Source organism: Mesorhizobium kamtschaticum, from assembly GCF_056174585.1.
The window spans coordinates 7,084,597-7,101,883 of sequence record NZ_CM149691.1 but is presented as its reverse complement, the minus strand read 5'-3'; the positions used below and the strand labels follow the sequence as shown (position 1 = coordinate 7,101,883).

Annotated in this window: 18 protein-coding genes, 1 tRNA gene and 1 pseudogene; 8 read left to right on the top strand and 12 right to left on the bottom strand. The window is 62.2% G+C overall.

Annotated elements, in window-relative coordinates; all coding sequences use genetic code 11:
* Positions 1 to 2: 2 nt before the first annotated feature.
* The 3 genes from AC0V7N_RS34935 to AC0V7N_RS34925 form a co-directional block, all read right to left on the bottom strand.
* Positions 3 to 791 (bottom strand): ATP-binding cassette domain-containing protein, encoded by a 789-nt coding sequence (locus tag AC0V7N_RS34935; RefSeq protein WP_475453420.1) that lies wholly within the window; start codon positions 789 to 791, stop codon positions 3 to 5.
* On the bottom strand, positions 791 to 1,744 hold the full coding sequence (locus AC0V7N_RS34930; RefSeq protein WP_475453418.1) for a sugar ABC transporter substrate-binding protein: 954 nt from the start codon (positions 1,742 to 1,744) through the stop codon (positions 791 to 793). The genes AC0V7N_RS34935 and AC0V7N_RS34930 overlap by 1 nt, the downstream gene beginning before the upstream one ends.
* A 111-nt stretch (positions 1,745 to 1,855) precedes the next feature.
* The gene (locus tag AC0V7N_RS34925) at positions 1,856 to 3,025 is read right to left on the bottom strand and encodes a GDSL-type esterase/lipase family protein (RefSeq protein ID WP_496627617.1); all 1,170 of its coding nucleotides are present in this window, start codon (positions 3,023 to 3,025) and stop codon (positions 1,856 to 1,858) included.
* A 72-nt stretch (positions 3,026 to 3,097) separates the two neighbouring features.
* On the opposite strand from AC0V7N_RS34925, the gene AC0V7N_RS34920 reads away from it, so the two are divergent.
* Positions 3,098 to 4,402: an ROK family protein gene (locus AC0V7N_RS34920; protein ID WP_496627616.1), complete on the top strand. Its 1,305-nt coding sequence runs from the start codon at positions 3,098 to 3,100 to the stop codon at positions 4,400 to 4,402.
* A 10-nt stretch (positions 4,403 to 4,412) separates the two neighbouring features.
* On the opposite strand, the gene yacG is transcribed toward AC0V7N_RS34920, so the two are convergent.
* The 9 genes and pseudogenes from yacG to AC0V7N_RS34875 form a co-directional block, all read right to left on the bottom strand.
* Complete coding sequence (yacG, locus tag AC0V7N_RS34915) at positions 4,413 to 4,610, bottom strand: DNA gyrase inhibitor YacG (protein WP_475453413.1); 198 nt, start codon at positions 4,608 to 4,610, stop codon at positions 4,413 to 4,415.
* Positions 4,607 to 5,233, bottom strand: coding sequence for a Maf-like protein (locus tag AC0V7N_RS34910; protein ID WP_475453412.1), 627 nt, complete (start codon positions 5,231 to 5,233; stop codon positions 4,607 to 4,609). Before AC0V7N_RS34910 ends, yacG begins: the two co-directional genes overlap by 4 nt.
* Positions 5,234 to 5,256: 23 nt before the next feature.
* Positions 5,257 to 5,475, bottom strand: a complete 219-nt coding sequence (gene infA / locus AC0V7N_RS34905; protein WP_006200926.1) for a translation initiation factor IF-1 — start codon at positions 5,473 to 5,475, stop codon at positions 5,257 to 5,259.
* Positions 5,476 to 5,561: 86 nt separating this feature from the next.
* Positions 5,562 to 5,972: an arsenate-mycothiol transferase ArsC gene (locus tag AC0V7N_RS34900; protein ID WP_475453410.1), complete on the bottom strand. Its 411-nt coding sequence runs from the start codon at positions 5,970 to 5,972 to the stop codon at positions 5,562 to 5,564.
* Positions 5,973 to 6,013: 41 nt separating this feature from the next.
* Positions 6,014 to 6,499, bottom strand: a complete 486-nt coding sequence (locus tag AC0V7N_RS34895) for a UPF0262 family protein (protein ID WP_172233972.1) — start codon at positions 6,497 to 6,499, stop codon at positions 6,014 to 6,016.
* A 6-nt stretch (positions 6,500 to 6,505) separates the two neighbouring features.
* Positions 6,506 to 7,798 (bottom strand): histidinol dehydrogenase, encoded by a 1,293-nt coding sequence (gene hisD / locus AC0V7N_RS34890; protein ID WP_475453408.1) that lies wholly within the window; start codon positions 7,796 to 7,798, stop codon positions 6,506 to 6,508.
* 7 nt (positions 7,799 to 7,805) lie between these two features.
* Positions 7,806 to 8,237, bottom strand: coding sequence for a DUF2948 family protein (locus AC0V7N_RS34885; protein ID WP_095198254.1), 432 nt, complete (start codon positions 8,235 to 8,237; stop codon positions 7,806 to 7,808).
* 275 nt (positions 8,238 to 8,512) lie between these two features.
* Positions 8,513 to 9,804: pseudogene (murA, locus tag AC0V7N_RS34880) on the bottom strand (UDP-N-acetylglucosamine 1-carboxyvinyltransferase).
* A gap of 128 nt (positions 9,805 to 9,932) precedes the next feature.
* Positions 9,933 to 10,109 (bottom strand): hypothetical protein, encoded by a 177-nt coding sequence (locus tag AC0V7N_RS34875; protein WP_475453404.1) that lies wholly within the window; start codon positions 10,107 to 10,109, stop codon positions 9,933 to 9,935.
* 160 nt (positions 10,110 to 10,269) lie between these two features.
* Between AC0V7N_RS34875 and AC0V7N_RS34870 the strand changes: the two genes are divergently transcribed.
* The 7 genes from AC0V7N_RS34870 to AC0V7N_RS34840 all read left to right on the top strand — a co-directional run bounded on the left by AC0V7N_RS34870 (position 10,270) and on the right by AC0V7N_RS34840 (position 17,287).
* Positions 10,270 to 10,344, top strand: a tRNA-Thr gene (locus AC0V7N_RS34870).
* A gap of 83 nt (positions 10,345 to 10,427) precedes the next feature.
* Positions 10,428 to 11,771 (top strand): DUF6538 domain-containing protein, encoded by a 1,344-nt coding sequence (locus AC0V7N_RS34865; RefSeq protein ID WP_496627615.1) that lies wholly within the window; start codon positions 10,428 to 10,430, stop codon positions 11,769 to 11,771.
* A gap of 473 nt (positions 11,772 to 12,244) precedes the next feature.
* Positions 12,245 to 12,676: an XRE family transcriptional regulator gene (locus AC0V7N_RS34860; protein WP_475453400.1), complete on the top strand. Its 432-nt coding sequence runs from the start codon at positions 12,245 to 12,247 to the stop codon at positions 12,674 to 12,676.
* Between the two features lie 559 nt (positions 12,677 to 13,235).
* Positions 13,236 to 14,147 (top strand): LysR substrate-binding domain-containing protein, encoded by a 912-nt coding sequence (locus tag AC0V7N_RS34855; protein WP_496627614.1) that lies wholly within the window; start codon positions 13,236 to 13,238, stop codon positions 14,145 to 14,147.
* Positions 14,148 to 14,338: 191 nt separating this feature from the next.
* Entirely contained in the window at positions 14,339 to 15,793 is a 1,455-nt protein-coding gene (locus tag AC0V7N_RS34850) for a purine-cytosine permease family protein (RefSeq protein WP_475453396.1), read from the top strand.
* 118 nt (positions 15,794 to 15,911) lie between these two features.
* Positions 15,912 to 16,832 (top strand): amidohydrolase family protein, encoded by a 921-nt coding sequence (locus tag AC0V7N_RS34845; protein ID WP_496627613.1) that lies wholly within the window; start codon positions 15,912 to 15,914, stop codon positions 16,830 to 16,832.
* Positions 16,829 to 17,287 (top strand): amidohydrolase family protein, encoded by a 459-nt coding sequence (locus AC0V7N_RS34840; RefSeq protein ID WP_496627612.1) that lies wholly within the window; start codon positions 16,829 to 16,831, stop codon positions 17,285 to 17,287. The genes AC0V7N_RS34845 and AC0V7N_RS34840 overlap by 4 nt, the downstream gene beginning before the upstream one ends.

Sequence of the window (17,287 nt, the reverse complement as noted above, 5' to 3'; positions counted from 1 at the left end):
GTTCAGGCAAAGGTTGGATCGGAGCTGGCAGTGTCGCCCTGGATCGCGCCTGTAATCAGTCCGATGATTTCGTCGCGGCTGGTGTCTTTGGTGCGGCGCGTCGCAACCGAGCGCCCCAACCGCATGACGGTGATGCTGTCGGTATTGCGGAACACGAAATCCATGTCGTGGCTGATGCAGATGACGGTCTTCCCCTGCTGCCGGAGTTCGCCGAGGATTTCTCCCACATGGGCCGTCTCCCGGACACCCAGTGCCGCGGTAGGCTCGTCGAGAAGCATGATCGGTAGATCCATCCGAACCGCGCGGGCGATGGCGACGATTTGACGTTCGCCTCCGGAGAGCAGTCCGATCTGCGTGCGCACCGACCCGACCCTTATCTTCAGCTCGTCAAGCACCTTGGCGGCTTCCGTCTCCATGCGGCGGCGGTCCAGCCGGAAGCGCCCTCTGCGCGGAATCGCTCCCAGAGCCATGTTCGTGGCGATGTCCAGGCATTCGACGAGCGCGAGGTCCTGATGGACAACCGATATGCCGAGGCGATGGGCCTCCGACGCGTCGCGCATCTCGATCGATTCGCCGCTCAGTTGCAGATGCCCCTGATCCGGACGGTAGATCCCGCACATGATCTTGAGCGTGGTCGACTTTCCCGCACCATTGTCGCCGACAATGGCATGAATCTCGGCGGCCCTGGCGGTGATGTCCACGTTCGACAACGCCTTGACGTTGCCGAACGACTTGCCCACCCCGCGCATCTGCAGCGCGGGTGCCGAAATGTCCGGCTGGGCGATGGCCATCACTGCCATCCCTTGGCGAGATAGTCCTTGTAGTCGCTCGCGTCGAACATCCGCACGCCAACGTCGACTTGCGGCTGAACCGTTTCGCCGTGGGCGATTGCCGCGACGGAATCGACCATTTTCGAACCCGCTGTACAAAGATCCTGCAGCATCAGCTTGTAGACGGTGCCGTCGGCAAGCCCTTGCTCGCCGCCACCTGCCGTCCCGTTGGCGACGAATACGACCTTGCCGGTCAGGCCCTTTGACTTGATGGCAGCTGTCCCGCCTTGCGTCGCGGTTCCCATATGCGAGGCGATGACGTTGACCTCGGGATGCGCCGTTAGAAGGGCATTGGCCTGGTCAAGCGCCTTGCTCGCGTCGTCATTGGTGTAGACGACCGCGGAAATGGTGACGTTCTGGGTCTTCGCGGCCGCCGCCGTGAAGCCGTCGACGAAGGCTTTGGCCGCGCCGCTTGGTCCTTGCGCCATCAGCCCGACATGCTGCGGGCCCTCGCGCTTTGCTATCGCTTCGACAAAAATCTCGCCGACGCGTGTGAAGTTTGCCCCGATGTTCACGTTCGAACCGGATTCCGTTCCGGAAGCGCCATAGAACGTGCCGACCGTGATACCAGCCTTGCCCGCCTGCTGAAGCACGGGAACAAATCCCGCCGTCGCCGGAAAGGTCAATATCGCTCCCGCCTTGTTGGCGATGCCTTGCTGAATCTGCTGAATCATGACGGTGGCGTCGAGATTGCCGGTGGTCGGGCCGGATTCGGTCGTGGGAATCTTCAACTCCTTCGCCCGATTGGCGACGCAGTCGCCGATCAGCCGCCACGCCGGATATTTGGGCAGCGGATTGACGAAAAGGATCGAGGAAAGGTCCGCCGCCCCGGCAGCCGCCGGTCCGAAGGTGGTGAAGGCACTTAACGCGCATGCCAGCGCGATGCGCGGCAACCGCAGACTGTTGGTTCGCATGAAATCCTCCCATTGACGCCTGCGGCCACGGCTCGCCAGCGTTCGAGGGAACTATGCATCAAACGTTAGTGAGTGTCAATAATAAGTCAGAATGACTTACTAACTATTGCATTACTCGAACAGGGTTAGATCGATGGCCTGCGCCATGGCCCTGTAGCCTGCGTCGCTCGGGTGGATGTGATCGCCGCAATCATAGGCCGGCAGAAGCCTGGTTGGCCGGCCGGGATCGCGAATGGCGGCATCAAAATCCACAAAGCCATGAACGCCCTCCGCCTTTCGGATCCATGCATTGACGGCGGCACGAACCTTCTCTTTCTCGGGCGTGTGGAAATCGCCGACCGGCGATTCCGATCTGGTTCCTTCGAAGGGGGTCAGGGTCCCCAGGATGACGCGAATGCCTGCTGTCTCGGCGCGCACGGCAAGCTGGCTGATCGCCGATATGATTTGGTTTGCCGTTACGACCTCTTCGGCGCCCGCAAGCGCGGTGTTGGGCCAGCCTATGTCGTTGACCCCCTCCAGAATGACGAGATGCGATACCCTTGGCAGGCTGAGGACATCGCGGTCGAACCGCTCCAAAGCCTTCGCGCCGCGGCGATTGCTCAGAAGCCGGTTGCCTCCGATCCCAAGGTTGAGCACGGCCAGGTCCTGTGTCGCGGGGCCGGCGCTGAGGCGGTCGCCGAGAATGTCCGGCCACCGCCTGTCGCCATCTATCTGCGAGCCGTAGCCGTCGGTAATGGAGTCGCCGAAGCAGGCAATCGCGCGCGATCCTTCCTTTGCGTCGACATAGACGGCTGAAGCGAGGTAGCGGCTGGTGGAGGTTTGCTGAAGCGGCAGGAGTTCGGAGGCGGCGAAATTCCCCGGGATGGATATGAATGCCGTCTGCTGCGCTTCGTAGTGATGGGTTTCCACCGGAAGATGGCCGCTCACATAGAAACTCAAGGCAAGCCGGGACAGTGCGGGGGTCGCCAATTCCACGGGATCGCTGAACAGCGGAGCGCCCGGCGCGATTGAAGCGGTCGCATCGCCGCCAAAGGTGAGGGGTCGGCTCGTCAGGGGCTGGATGGCTCCGTCCTCGCCCGCCAGTGCGACATGCGCCGCGTCGATGACGATCGGTGCGCTGCCAAACTCGTTCGACACCCGTACCCTTAACCGCTGGCCACCAACGCTGATGCGGGCAATCTCGCGAATCGTCTGGTTGTAGAACCCTGGGATCACCATGTCGGCGGCCCAGACGTTCATCGGGCTGGCAGTCCATGTTGCGATCCAGTCGCCGCGTACCATCTTCGCTTTCCTCGCCTTTAGGTCCATGTCAGCTACTTTCAGGTCGCGGATCAAGTCAATAGGTAATTTTGATTGACTTATTTACCTTGCTCCTGCAAATCGTTGCCAAAGGTCGTATCTGCGTCTGCCAACCTTGGGCTTGGCGGGCGCGTCCTTATTGGGGTATTCACGGTGACCGGACGTATAGGTGGCGGAAGCTCTGCGCGAACGAGCCCGAACGGTATCTATCCGGGTTACCGGGGCGCGAACCAGGTTGGCCTGCGGGCGTCGAATGAACGTCTTGCCCTGTCGCTGATCAGGATTCACGGTCAACTGTCCAAAGCGCAGATCGCCGAGATCACGGGGCTCACCAAGCAGACCGCGTCCGTCATCGTCCGCTCCCTCGAGGCGGAGGGACTGCTGGCGGCGGGAAGGCCCGTCAAAGGCAAGGTTGGACAGCCGTCGATCCCGATGTCGATCAATCCCGAGGGAGCGCTGTTTCTCGGCCTGCGCCTGGGGCTGCGCCATGCCGACATCGCACTGGTCGATTTTGTCGGCGGGGTTCTGGAGCAGCGAAGGCTGTCCTACGGCGCGGGCGAAATGGGTGAAATCGCGCTTATCGGATATGCGGCGATTGCCGAGATGCGCTCCCGCCTGACCTCAGCCCAGCACGCGCGGCTGCAGGACATCGGCATAGCGGTGGCTTCGGATATTCTTGCGGCGGTCGCCGTGGGCAAGGGCACGGACGGTCCGGAGAGCGCGTGGACCGAGTTTGAGGACCTGGCCCTGCAAATGGGCAAGGAAACGCGTCTTCGTATTTATCTCGATCGGGATGCGGTAGCGGCATGCAGCGCGGAGCTGGCTTACGGGCTGGCCGGAGGCGCGCCCGACTTCCTCTATATCTTCATCGGGCATTTGCTTGACGGAGGCATTGTCCAACATGGTCGCCTCGGCTTCTCGCGGCGCGACGCACGGCCTGGGATCGGGCGCATCCTGGTGCCCTCGGCGACCGGCGGTGTGGCGCCGCTCGGCAAATCGGTCTCGGTTGACGATGTCGGCCTGGCACCGGGATCTCGCGCCCCCGACCCGCAACTCAGGAAATGGATTGAGGCAACCTCATCCAGCATATCGCTGGCGGTCCATTCGGCCTCGGCGCTCGCCACATTCAGGGGCATCGTTCTGGACGGCCTCATGCCGCAATGGGTGAGAGCCGAGCTGGTGCGGGAGATCAGGGAAAAGCTCGCTGCCATCGGCGCCAGCGACCTCGCTTCTCTCTTCGTCAGGGAGGGTACGTCGGACCGGCAGGCGGCTGGCCTTGGGGCGGCCTGCATTCCTCTCCTCGACAGATTCTTTTTGCAATCGGACGCCAATGGCTCGGCGGGCTCAGGAGAAGCCTGACGGCCCGGCTCTATTTCGGCTCGTCGGCGTCCGTATCTTCCTCGTCGTCGCGGGCCTTGATGACGTAGGCGCCCTTCAGCCAGCGGTTGAGGTCGATGTCCTTGCAGCGCGTCGAGCAGAACGGAAAGGTGTCGCGCGCCGAGGCCTTGCCGCATTCGGGGCAGGGGCGCTTTGGGCGTAGCGGTGTGACTTTGGGATCGGAATTCATGGCCGCACGGTCAGCCAGCCTTGATGGAACTTGAAGCCCTCGCCGGAAAGCAGCGCCACCGTCTCATAGAGCGGCAGGCCGACGATGTTGGTGTAGGAGCCGACCAGCTTGACGACGAAGGCGCCGGCGAGACCCTGGACGGCGTAACCGCCGGCCTTGCCGCGCCACTCGCCCGAGGCGACATAGGCGTCGATCTCCTCGCGCGGCAGCCGCTTGAAACGCACCCGCGTCTCGACCAGCCGCTGGCGCAGCTTGCCGCCCGGCGTGATCAGGCAGATGCCGGAATAGACCCGGTGCGAACGGCCGGACAGCAGCCCGAGGCAGTTGGCGGCGTCGTCGAGCGTCTCGGCCTTGGGCAGGATGCGCCGCCCGACCGCGACCACCGTGTCGGCGGCCAGCACGAAGCTAGGCGCATAGTCAGTCTCGGTCTTCAGCGACGCGAACGCCTTCTCGGCCTTTTCCTTCGACAGCCGCTTGGCCAGCGAGCGCGGATGCTCGGCACGCAGCGGCGTTTCGTCGATATCGGCTGGCAGGATACGGTCCGGCTCTATGCCGGCCTGCTGCAAGAGTTCGATGCGGCGCGGCGAACCCGAGGCAAGCACCAGCTTCTGCAAAATGCTCATCGCGGACCAGTCGAGCCTTGATCTTACTTGAAGCGGTAGGTGATGCGGCCCTTGGTCAGGTCGTATGGCGTCATCTCGACCAGAACCTTGTCGCCGGTCAGCACGCGGATGCGGTTCTTGCGCATGCGGCCGGCCGTATGGGCGATGATCTCGTGTTCGTTTTCGAGCTTCACCCGGAACATCGCGTTCGGCAACAATTCCGTCACGACACCCGGAAACTCGAGGACTTCTTCCTTCGGCATTCGATACCTTTGCTTGGATGGTAGTTCCAGCGCCTGGCTGGAATTTCGGCGGAACCTATATGATAATCGTCCGCTTGTGAACACGCTTAATCCGTCGCGTTTTTTGCGTCTGGAAGCAAAAAACGTCGGCTTATGCGCAACTTCAACCGTTCGCGCACGTCGCGGTAACTAGCCATGATCTGCTCGCGCGTGCCGCTGGCGCCGGTCGGGTCCTGCGTTGGCCAGTATTCGACTTCGACGGCGAGCGAGCGGGTAAGCTCCAGCGCGGCATGGTGCGCCTCCGGCGCCAGCGTCACGATCAGGTCGAAATAGTCGTCCTCGAGGTCGTCCAGCGTCCTGGGGTGACGCTCGCCCAGCGTGAGACCCTCCTCGGCCAGCACGGCATCGACGAACGGGTCGCGCTCGCCAGCGCGCACACCGGCCGAGGCGACGAAGATGGTGGCGGGCAGCATCCGGCGTGCCAGCTGCTCGGCCATCGGCGAGCGTACGGCATTCATGCCGCACAGGAACAGGATCGAGCGGGGCAGGGGTGCCAGGACTAGCCCCGCCAGTGCAGCACGCAGACCAGCGTGAACAGCCGGCGCGCCGTGTCGAAGTCGATGTCGATCTTGCCGGAGAGCCGGTCCATCAGCGTCTGCGAACCTTCATTGTGCAAACCGCGCCGGCCCATATCGATCGCCTCGATATGGCTCGGCGTCGAGGAGCGGATCGCATCGTAATAGCTTTCGCAGATCATGTAGTAATCCTTGACGATGCGCCTGAGCGGCGTCAGCGACAGGATGTGGGTGACCACCGCGGTGCCGTCCTCGCGTGCCACGGCGAAGACCAGGCGCTGCTCGGCCAGCGACAGTTTCAGCCGATAGGGGCCGGCGCCGCTGTCGTTGACGGGCTGAAAACGGTTCTCCTCGATCAGGTCGAAGATCGCCACCGCCCGTTCATGCTCGACATCAGGCGTCGAACGGCCGATCGATTCATCGAGTTCGACATCGATCAGTTTTGCGCGGGTTTGATCGGAGCCCGTCATCTCAGCCTACATGTTCAGCCGTATGGCGACGGAGCGGCCATGCGCGTCGAGCCCTTCCGCCTTGGCGAGCGCGATCGCCGCCGGCGCCAGCATGCGCAACTGCTCCGGCCCGAGTTTCAGGACCGAGGTGCGCTTGACGAAGTCGAGCACCGACAGGCCCGATGAGAAGCGCGCCGAGCGTGCCGTCGGCAGCACGTGATTGGACCCGCCGACATAGTCGCCGATGGCTTCCGGCGTGTGGCGGCCGAGAAAGACGGCGCCGGCATTGCGCATCCGCGACAGGAAGCCTTCGGCATCATCGATGGCCAGTTCGACATGTTCGGCGGCGATGCGGTCGACCAGCGGCAGCGAGGCATCGATGGTCGGGACCAGGATCACCGCGCCGAAATCGCGCCAGCTCGCCGCGGCCGTCTCGCCGCGCGGCAGGCTCTGCAACTGGCGTTCGACCGCCTGTTCGACCGCTTTGCCGAAGGCCGGATCGTCGGTGATCAGGATCGATTGCGCCGACACATCGTGTTCGGCCTGGGCGAGCAGATCGGCGGCGATCCAGTCCGGATCATTGTTGCCATCGGCCACCACGAGCACTTCCGAGGGCCCGGCGATCATGTCGATGCCGACCGTGCCGAACACTTGCCGCTTGGCCGCCGCGACATAGGCATTGCCCGGGCCGACCACCTTGGCCACCGGCTTTATCGTTTCGGTGCCATAGGCAAGGGCGGCGATCGCCTGGGCGCCGCCGACGCGGTAGATCTCGGAAACGCCGGCAATATCGGCCGCCACCAGCACCAGCGGCGGGATGGCGCCGCCGGAGGCCGGAACACAAATTGCGATGCGGTCTACGCCGGCGACCTTGGCCGGTATGGCATTCATCAGCACCGAGCTCGGATAGCTTGCGGTACCGCCCGGCACGTAGAGCCCGACAGCCTCGATCGCCGTCCAGCGCCAGCCAAGCTCGACCCCGGCGGCATCCGTATAACGATTGTCCTTCGGCAGCTGCTGCTCATGATAGGCGCGGATGCGGTCGCGGGCGAATTCGAGCGCCTTGATTGTCTGTGCGTCGGCGCCGTCATGGGCGCGGGCGATTTCGGCCTTCGAGACGGCAATGCCGACGCTTTTGAGGTCGGCGCGGTCGAATCGGCTGGAATAATCGATCAGCGCCGCATCGCCCTCGGCGCGGACCCGCGCGATGATCGCGCGCACCGCGGCCTCGACATCGGCGGACACTTCCCGCTTGGTCAGCAGGAAGGCGGCGAAGCGTTGCTCGAAATCGGCGTCGGACTGGGTAAGCGTGATGGCCATGGGGCGCTCAAGCCTTGTGGACGGGACGCGACGTGGCTTCCCACGCGCCGCCTATGTCGGCAAGGCGGGCCTCGATGCACTCGACATCGAGCATGATGGTGCCGCCGCCCGAAAAGATCAGCTCGACGATGCCGGCAGGCTTGCTGATCTCGATGAAGCTGATCGCCAGCAGGGACAGCACCTCCGCCGGCTTGTTGCGGGCAATGCCGTTGGTCTTGGCGCCGAGCACCCGGTCGAAATGCAGCACGGCCTGCCGCCGCTCATTGTGCTGGCGGAACAGGCCCGACTTCGCCTCCCAGACGAAACGGTTCATCGTCAGCACGAAACGCTTGGCCGCGGGCAGGTATTCGAGATCGCTGACTTTCAGGACAGCGTCCTGGACATGAGCCGAAACGATGCTCAGATCCTGGTCGTCGAGCGCGATAAGCTTGAGGGCCATGCGGAATTTGCACCTAAGGTTGGTTTCAGCCTTCTGTTAGAGCATGATCCCGAAAAGTGGAAACCGGTTTTCGGAAAAGATCATGCTCAAACAAAAAAACTAGAGCCTGTTTTGTCCCGATCTCATCGAGATAAAACAGGCTCTAGGCGGTCTTTCCGGCCGGTGCAACCGCGACACGACTTCCGCCCGAGGCAATTGCCTCGGGTTTGCGGTATCGGCAGGGGGATGGAGGCCGTACGGTGCACTCTCCGTCCGAAGTTGCTGCCGTCCGATCGTCAGGCCGAAATCCGCTCGATCACCGCGCCGCAGTTGGACAGCTTTCTTCCAGCCGCTCGAAGCCGCGGTCGAGATGGTAGACGCGGTTGACCGTGGTCTCGCCTTCGGCCGCGAGGCCGGCAATGACCAGCGACACCGAAGCGCGAAGATCGGTGGCCATGACAGGCGCACCTTTCAGCTTCGCCACGCCGTCGACGATCGCCGTCTGGCCCGAAAGCGTGATGTGGGCGCCGAGCCGGGCCAGTTCCTGGACGTGCATGAAGCGATTTTCGAAGATCGTCTCGGTGATGCGCGACTTGCCCTTGGCCATGGTCATCAGGCCCATGAACTGCGCCTGCAGATCGGTGGGGAAGGCCGGGAAGGGCGCCGTCGTCACGTCGACCGGCGAAATGCCGGCGCCGTTGCGCTTTACGCGAATGCCGGAATTGGTCTGCGTGATCTCCGCACCCGTCTGCGAAATGACGTCCAGCGCGGTCTGCAGCAGCTCAGGCCGGGCACCTTCGAGCACGACGTCGCCGCCGGTCATGGCGACCGCCATGGCATAGGTGCCGGTCTCGATGCGGTCGGGGATGACGCGCACGCGCGCACCCGACAGCGATTCGACGCCATCGATGGTGATCGTCGGGGTGCCGGCGCCGGAAATCTTGGCGCCCATGGCATTGAGGCATTCGGCGAGGTTGACGATTTCGGGCTCGCAGGCGGCGTTTTCCAGCACCGTCTCGCCCTTGGCCAGCGAGGCCGCCATCATCAGCACATGGGTGGCGCCGACCGAGACCTTGGGGAACACAAAGCGGTTGCCGACCAGGCGGCCATTCTTGGTCTTGGCGATGACATAGCCGGTGTCGACGTCGAGATCGGCGCCGAGCGCCTGCAGGCCTTCGAGGAACAGGTCGACCGGGCGCGTGCCGATGGCACAGCCGCCGGGCAGCGACACCTTGGCCTCGCCCATGCGGGCCAGCAGCGGCCCGATCACCCAGAATGAGGCCCGCATCTTCGACACCAGCTCGTAAGGCGCCGTTGTATCGACGATGTTGCGGGCGGAGAAGTTGATGGTGCGCGAATAGCCCTCATTCTGCTTCTCGCGGCGGCCATTGACCGAATAATCGACGCCGTGATTGCCGAGGATGCGGATCAACTGCTCGACATCGGCCAGATGCGGCACGTTTTCCAGCGTCAGCGTGTCGTCGGTCAACAGCGAGGCGATCATCAACGGCAAAGCGGCATTTTTCGCGCCCGAGATCGGAATGCTTCCGGAGAGCTTGTTGCCCCCGACAATTCTGATGCGATCCATGGAAGAAAGTCCCTCTCGGCCAAAAAGGCCGGTTCAATCGTTTGAGTATCGGCCCGTCTAGACCATTGGCCGGCCTGGTTCAAGAAATAGGATTTCCCAGCATCCGGGCCAAGAGTGGCTGATTTGAGTTAATCTTTCTGCATTTCCTTGGCCGAACCGAGCCCGTCCGACCGCTGATCGGCTTCACCTGTACGGCGCGAGCGCGACTGCGCCTTGCGTTTCTGCAGATTGGCGCGCAATTGCTCGGCGAGCCGGTCCTTGCGGTCCGTACCGCCCTTTTTGGCTGGAATTGTCTTATCGCTCATCGTCCCGCCCCGGCTGGCGACCGGCCAACCTGCTGCTCAGGGATAGTCAACATTGTGGCGCCGCCATGTCATTGAAAGCTATCCGGCAAAGGCTTTCACAGAAGCGTTGTTCTTGGCCTTGCGCTTGCCGGTTCGATATGGCAGAAGCCCGCCATCGGCGGCTGCGGTAGCTCAGTGGTAGAGCACTCCCTTGGTAAGGGAGAGGTCGAGAGTTCAATCCTCTCTCGCAGCACCAGTCTATCCCATTGAAATCGCTGAAGTCATTGACACGCAACGGTTTCTGTCCATTCTGACGTTACAAATGCCGTAACAAATCGGATGGAACTGATGACAGGCCGCGTTCGAAATTTGCTGAATCGGGACGGCCGCTACTTTGCGCGCCTTGTCGTCCCGAAAGAGCTTCGGCCGTATATCGGGAAGGCCGAATTGCGAAAAGCGCTTGGTCCCGACTACCGGACAGCCCTGAAGATGCTGCCTGGTGCTGTCGCCGTCCTACAGCACGAGATTGCGCTTGGCGAGCGCCGCGCCGTTGCGGCTGGCGAACAGTCGATCACTGTCGGCCGCTATCCACTTCTTCCACCCCAAATAGCCAGCCGAGACTATCAAATGCGGCTGGCCGACGATGCGCTGATCCGGGCGCAACATTATCAATATGCGGGCTTTGAGGTCGACTATGAGGGGGCTCGGCGCTTTCGCGATGGCTACTCCGGAAAGCTATCCGATGATGAGCTTGAACGGCTCGTCGGCGAGCGCCTCGAAGAGTTCAAGTCTTCTGGCAATCACACGGCCACCAAAGGCAGCGTCGAATGGCGCCTTATCGCTCAGGCTCTTTGTGTCTCCGCCTATGAGGCCATGTCTCGGCAACACGAACGAAACGACGGTGACTTCAAGGGCGAGCCCTCGCACCCTTTGCTAACGGCCGCTCAGCCGGCCGAGGATGACCGCCAGCCAGTTTCCCTCAAGGACCTGCTCAACGACTACCTGGATGAGCGCGCCGCCGACGGGAAGGGCAGGGAGGCACGCAAGCGCTGGACGCCTGTTTTCGCTAACCTGTCTAAGTTCATTCACCACAACGACGCCCGAAAGCTCACCAAGCAGAATCTCCTCGATTGGAAAGATGCGAGCCTGAAAACTCTCGCCAGTAAGACCGTCGCTGACGTGTATTTGGCGTCCGTGCGGACGGTCCTGAAATGGGCAGTGAACAACGATCGGCTCGAAACCAACGTGGCGGAGAACGTGCGGATCAGAGTTTCGAAAAAGCAGCATTCGCGGGAACAAGGCTTCACTCTGATCGAGGCGGTTGAGGTTTTGAAGGTCGCTCGCGACCATCAACCGAAACATTCTGATAACCCACAGACGCGGGAAGCACCGCAGACGACCGCCGCAAAGCGTTGGTCGTCGATCTTATGCGCGCATACCGGGTCGCGAATTGCTGAGATCACCCAGCTGCGGAAGCAGGACTTTCGCTACGTTGAGGATGTGCCGGTAGTTCGGATTGCCCCCGACGCTGGTTCGGTAAAGGCGGGCAACTATCGCGATGTTCCCTTGCATCAGCAACTGATCGACCTGGGTTTTATGGATTTTGTGAATGGCTCTGCCGACGGTCCCCTCTTTATCCGGCGTCTAAGAAGAAGGGCGGGGCGTTTCCGGCGCGAACAGTAGCTGGCCGAATAAGTGTGTGGTTGCAGGCAAAGAAGGTCATCCCGGATGGCGTAAGCCCTAGCCATGGTTGGCGCCACAGGTTCAAGACGGTTGGTCGTGAGATCGGGGTTGCTGATCGGACGCTTGACGCCATCCAGGGCCATGCAGGACGAACCGCCGGCGATGACTATGGAGACGTGACGATCACTGCGAAGGCGGCTGCGATTGGACGATTGCCGTCTTATGAGTTTTGAATACTGAATGACTCACTGGACTTCTTCGTCCGGAAGCTGGTTAGGCGCAACTCTAACGACCGCGTCGCCCACCTCTGTGGCGGAGAGATTTCTTGGCGGGAAAAGATGCGACAATAGAATGAGGTTTTACTGGCAGAATAGTGACGGAATTTGTCAATAAGAATAACTTATACTGTGATAATTCCCATGCTTGTTTCGCTATAAGTTAGATAGATAGACTCTAGCGTAGCGAGAAATGAAATGAATAATACCTCAGGTCGTCCAAATGCGAATACGAAAATCGCGAAGTTCATAAATGGTCGCATCGATCAGCTAAAGGGCCGTAAAAGCCAGAAGGACGTCGCCGTCGAAGCTGGGTTCACCAACGTCAATGTCCTCTCGATGATGAAGTCGGGCGCCACCAAGATCCCTTTCGACCGCGTTCCCGGATTGGCGAAAGCGCTGGAATGCGACCCCGCACGACTTTTCCTTCTGGCGCTCGAACAATACTATGAGAGCAGCGCACTGGTGGCTATCAAGCAGATCTTCGGAACTGTCGTCAGCGACAACGAGGTGTCCTGGATCGAGGCGCTTCGCAAAGCGTCCGACCACAAAGATCCTCCGATAACGGCCAAGCGGGCAAAGATCCTGCGCGCGATTTTTGGTAAGATCGGACCATACCCGGGTCAATGACGGCTGCCGTATGAGCAATCTAACGACGCTTGGGTCGAAACCTCGCCCGCCGGCGGTCGCTCCCACACGGTTGGTCAATATTTAGGGAGAGCGGGATAAGTGTCCATGGCTATCGCATGCGAACAAATGCGAACCGTGGTGCCAATGGTCACAGGTGCCACGGGTCGAAACCCGATCACTGTAACCGACCGAGTTCCACCCCGTTGCGGCATTCAGCTGCGAGCGTTGCATGGCGCGATTTGACCCGTTGCGGACTTTCGGCGGCTAATCGGTCGATGCTCTTTGGGACTCATACCGAAATTTGCAGCATTGTCGGAGGAATGTCCGCTCCGGTTGCAAAGCGTGCCTTCTCGCCGGCCAAAGAACCGCGCATCACGAAGTGGCTACTTTGATCTTCGCATACGTTGCCGCCTACCAGTTGACGGCTTAGGCTAGTGCGGGCCTGATTGGCTTACTATTCTTTCGCTTCGGCGATGGCAAAGTATTGGCGTGCGTCGGTGGGTGAAAAGTTCCGCATTCAAGGAGGCAAGGCGTTGGGCGCAAGCAGGCGGATGTGACGATGCGGGACCTGCAGTTTGCCAGGAACCTCGACTGGAACCTCCTCAAATTCTTCCATGAGATCGCCAACGCCCGCAGCGTCACCAAGGCGGCGCAGGAGCTTAACCGCAAACAGCCGGCGCTCAGCCTCGCCTTGCGGCGGCTGGAGGAGCGTCTCGGCGTGACGCTCTGCCATCGCGGCCCGACCGGTTTCGAGCTGACCGAGGAGGGGCGCATCCTGGCCGAGCGTTGCCGGGATTTTACCGGCGCCATCCGCGAAATCCCGGCCAGGCTCTCCGACGTCAAGGCGGAGATCCGTGGTCATCTCAGGGTCATGCTGGTCAGCCATCTGGTCGCTCCGGCGCTCGACGAAGCCATCGCCGCGTTCCATGCCAAATACCCTGCCGTCGAGCTCATCGTCGAAGTGGCGGCGTGGACCGAGGTCGTCAATTCGCTGATCCAGCACAAGATCGATGTCGGCATCTCGCCATCGAGGGTCAAACGGGCCGAGCTTGCCTATCTGCACCTATTCACGGAGATCCATCGGCCCTATTGCGGGCGCCCGCATCCCTTGTTCGGCAAGACTGTGGCCGAGCCATCCGATCTTGCCGTCCAGGCCTTCGTGCTGACCGGCGCCGACGAGGGCGACGAGCTGACACAGTTCCGGCTCGAGCACGGGCTTGGCCGCAACATCGCCGGCATGTCCGATCATTTGGAGGAGGCCAAGCGCCTTGCCGTCCTCGGCGTTGGCCTGTGCTTCCTGCCCGAAGGCTATGCGCAGCCGGATGTCGATGCCGGCCGGCTGTGGCCGCTGCTTTCGGGAAGCAACGTGCCGCGCAACAACATGTTTGTCGTCACCGACCCGCAGAATCCTGGCCATACGGCGCGCGAACTGTTCATTGCCGAGATCGTCGAGCAGTCGCGGGAAGCGTGAATGAGTAGAGTGCTGGCGTCGCGCATTAATTCTATCAATGCAAGACGTTCGATCTTTGGGCGTTGATGGCGGATAGAGGCCCTTTCTATGGTTGAACATGGCGACATTGCATCGGTCTCGTTGATGCTGCCGTAAGGCAAGGCGCGAGCAGTGTGTCGACCAGGGGAACACCTCGCAAAGGGGAAGCTGACATGACCTTGCAAACTCCAACATCGCCGCGGCAGACGCTGCCTGACGAAACGCAGCCGGCAATCGCCGACGGCGTCGAAACCATACTGTCCGTCACCGAGGCGGACATTGCCGACTACACCGAATCCGTGGTGCCGCAGGCCAAGCGGCGCTCGAACTTCCGCATGCTGGCGCAATTCCTCTCGATGCAGGCGGTGTTCGGCACCGTGCTCGTCGGCTATGGGGCGCGCTTCCAGGGCCTGACGCTTTCCGAACTGACAATGGCGATGCTGATCGCCGCCGCCGTCATGAGCCTCTACTGCATCGGCTCGGCCAATGCCGGCGCCGTCACCGGTCAGACCCATTCGGTCATGGCGCGCAGCATCTTCGGCACCCTCGGCAGCGGCCTCGTCTCGCTGCTTCTCATCGTCAACGGCATGGCCTTCTACCTGTTCACGGTTAAGTTCATCATCGACATCGCCGGCGGCCTGATGACCTTGCCAGCGGTCGGCGCCATCACCGCGCTTCTGGCGATCGTCATGATCGTCAACACATATTTCGGCTTCGAGGGCGTGCAGCGCTTCGCCCAGTTCGTCGCCGTGCCGGTGATCCTGGTGTGGGGCATCTTCGCCACAATCCTGGCCTTCACCACCGTGTCGAGCAGCGTGCTCGCGGCGGTGCCGCATGTCGATAGCAAAACCGGGATGCTCATGGTCATCGGCTCAATGGTCGGCCTGTCGACCTGGGGCAACGAACCGGACTTCTTCCGCTATGCCAAGTCCGGCCGTGCCGCGTGGTGGAATATCCCGACCATCGTCATTTCCTACCTGGTCGGCGCGCTGCTGTTCCCGATCATGGGCTACATGATTGCCTCGCTATCCAATCAGCCGGATTTCGGTCCGAGCATCAGCTACTTCGTTAACTTCACCATGTTCGGCAGCGCGTTGCTCGGCATCGTCGTCATCGTCATCAACCAGTGGGCGGTGCAGGACGGCAATCTCTACATCGCCGTCAATGGGGCGCAGAACGTCCTGTCCGGCATCCGCGGCTGGAAGCGCCAGTATACGGTCGTCGGCCTCGGCCTGATCGCCGCCGTGCTGACCTTCTACCTGCCGAACCTGCAGGACACGTTCAACCTGACCACCAGCATCGGTTCGACCACGGTGCCGGTGGCCAGCACGATCATGGCGATCGACCTCTTTCTGCTGCCCTGGCTGTTCGGCATCAAGCGCCCGATGTTCCGGGTCGCCAACTGGAGCGAGCTTGGCATCGCCAACTGGCCGGGCGTCATTGCGTTGGCCGCCGGAACGCTGGTCGGCGTCTACACCGCTGGCCTGATCCCGATGCTCAACAGCAACTATATCGGCTTCCCGGCTCTGCAGGCCTGGCTGACCGGCGCGGTCGTCTATCTGATCGGCGTGACGCTTGTGCACAAGAGCGCCAATGTGAAGGCGCTGCTCGGCTTCTCCAGCATCTGACGGTCAGTCACCAAAACTCCGGGAGCCGCTGACGGCTCCCGGGCTTCAGTCCAGGCAACGCCGCTTCGTTCACTGCTTCTGTCGCGGCATCGCTGCCGCATGTCCGGGAGGAACCGCGATGACATCCTTCGATCTGCTCATCAGGGCGCCGCGCGCCGTCATGCCGGAAGGCAAGCGGGCCGTGTCGATCGGCGTTGCCGGCGGCAGGATCGCCTGGATCGGCGCCCTCGATGCACCAGCGAGCGCTCGGGAAAACATCACGCTCGACAGCGACACGGTTCTGCTCCCCGGCCTGGTCGACAGCCACGTCCATATCTGCGAACCCGGCAACACGGATTGGGAAGGGTTTTTGACAGCGACCCGCGCAGCCGCAGCCGGCGGCATCACCACATTGGTCGACATGCCGCTGGACAGCGTGCCGACGACGGTGACGCTGGAGGCGCTCGCCGCCAAGCGCGCTGCGGCCGATGGCCAGTGCCATGTCGATGTCGGCTTCTGGGGCGGGGCCATCCCGTCGAACCTCGCCGACCTGCCGAAACTGCACGCCGCCGGCGTGCTCGGCTTCAAGTCGTTCCTGTGTGACACCGGCACCGACGATTTCCCCGGCATTACGCCGCAGCACATGGAAAGCGTGATGCGGGTGGTGGCCGGGCTCGGCTCGATCTTCATCGTCCATGCCGAGAGCGCCGAGGCTTCGGCGCGGATGCAGAATGTCAGCACAAGGCGCTACGCCGACTATCTGGCGTCGCGGCCGAAGGGCATCGAGAACCTGTCGATTGCGCAAGTGATCGAGGCGGCTCGCACCACCGGCGCCCGGGCGCATATCTTGCATCTGTCGAGTGCCGACGCGCTACCGATGATCGCCTCGGCCATCGCCGACGGCGTGCGACTCAGCGTTGAGACCTGTCCGCACTATCTCACCCTTTCGGCGGAAGAGATCGGCGACGGCGAAACGGCCGCAAGGTCGGCCCGCCAATCCGCGAGGCTAAAAATCGCGAACGGCTGTGGGCCGGTATCTCCGATGGCATCCTCGACATGATCGTCTCAGACCATTCGCCGTGCACGCCCGAGATGAAGGTGCTGGATACAGGCGATTTCGACGCCGCCTGGGGCGGGATCTCCTCGTTGCAACTCGGCCTGCCGGTGGTGTGGAGCGAGGCGCGACGACGCGGCTATTCCCTGACGGACGTCGTGCGCTGGATGGCCGAGCGCCCGGCGGCACTTGCCGGCCTGCCGCACAAAGGCCGGCTTGCCGTCGGCGTCGCCGCCGACTTCGCAGTCTTCGCGCCCGATGAGGAGTTCGTCGTCGATCCGGCCCGGTTGCACCACCGCCATCCGGTGACGCCCTATGCCGGCAAGAAGCTCAGCGGCGTCGTCAGGGAGACCTTCCTGCGCGGTTGCCGCATCGAGCCGCTCGGCCGCCCGCGCGGCGCATTGATTACCCGGGATGGCGTTGCCACCGGCGAGACCCAAGACTTGAAAAGGAGTGCCTGA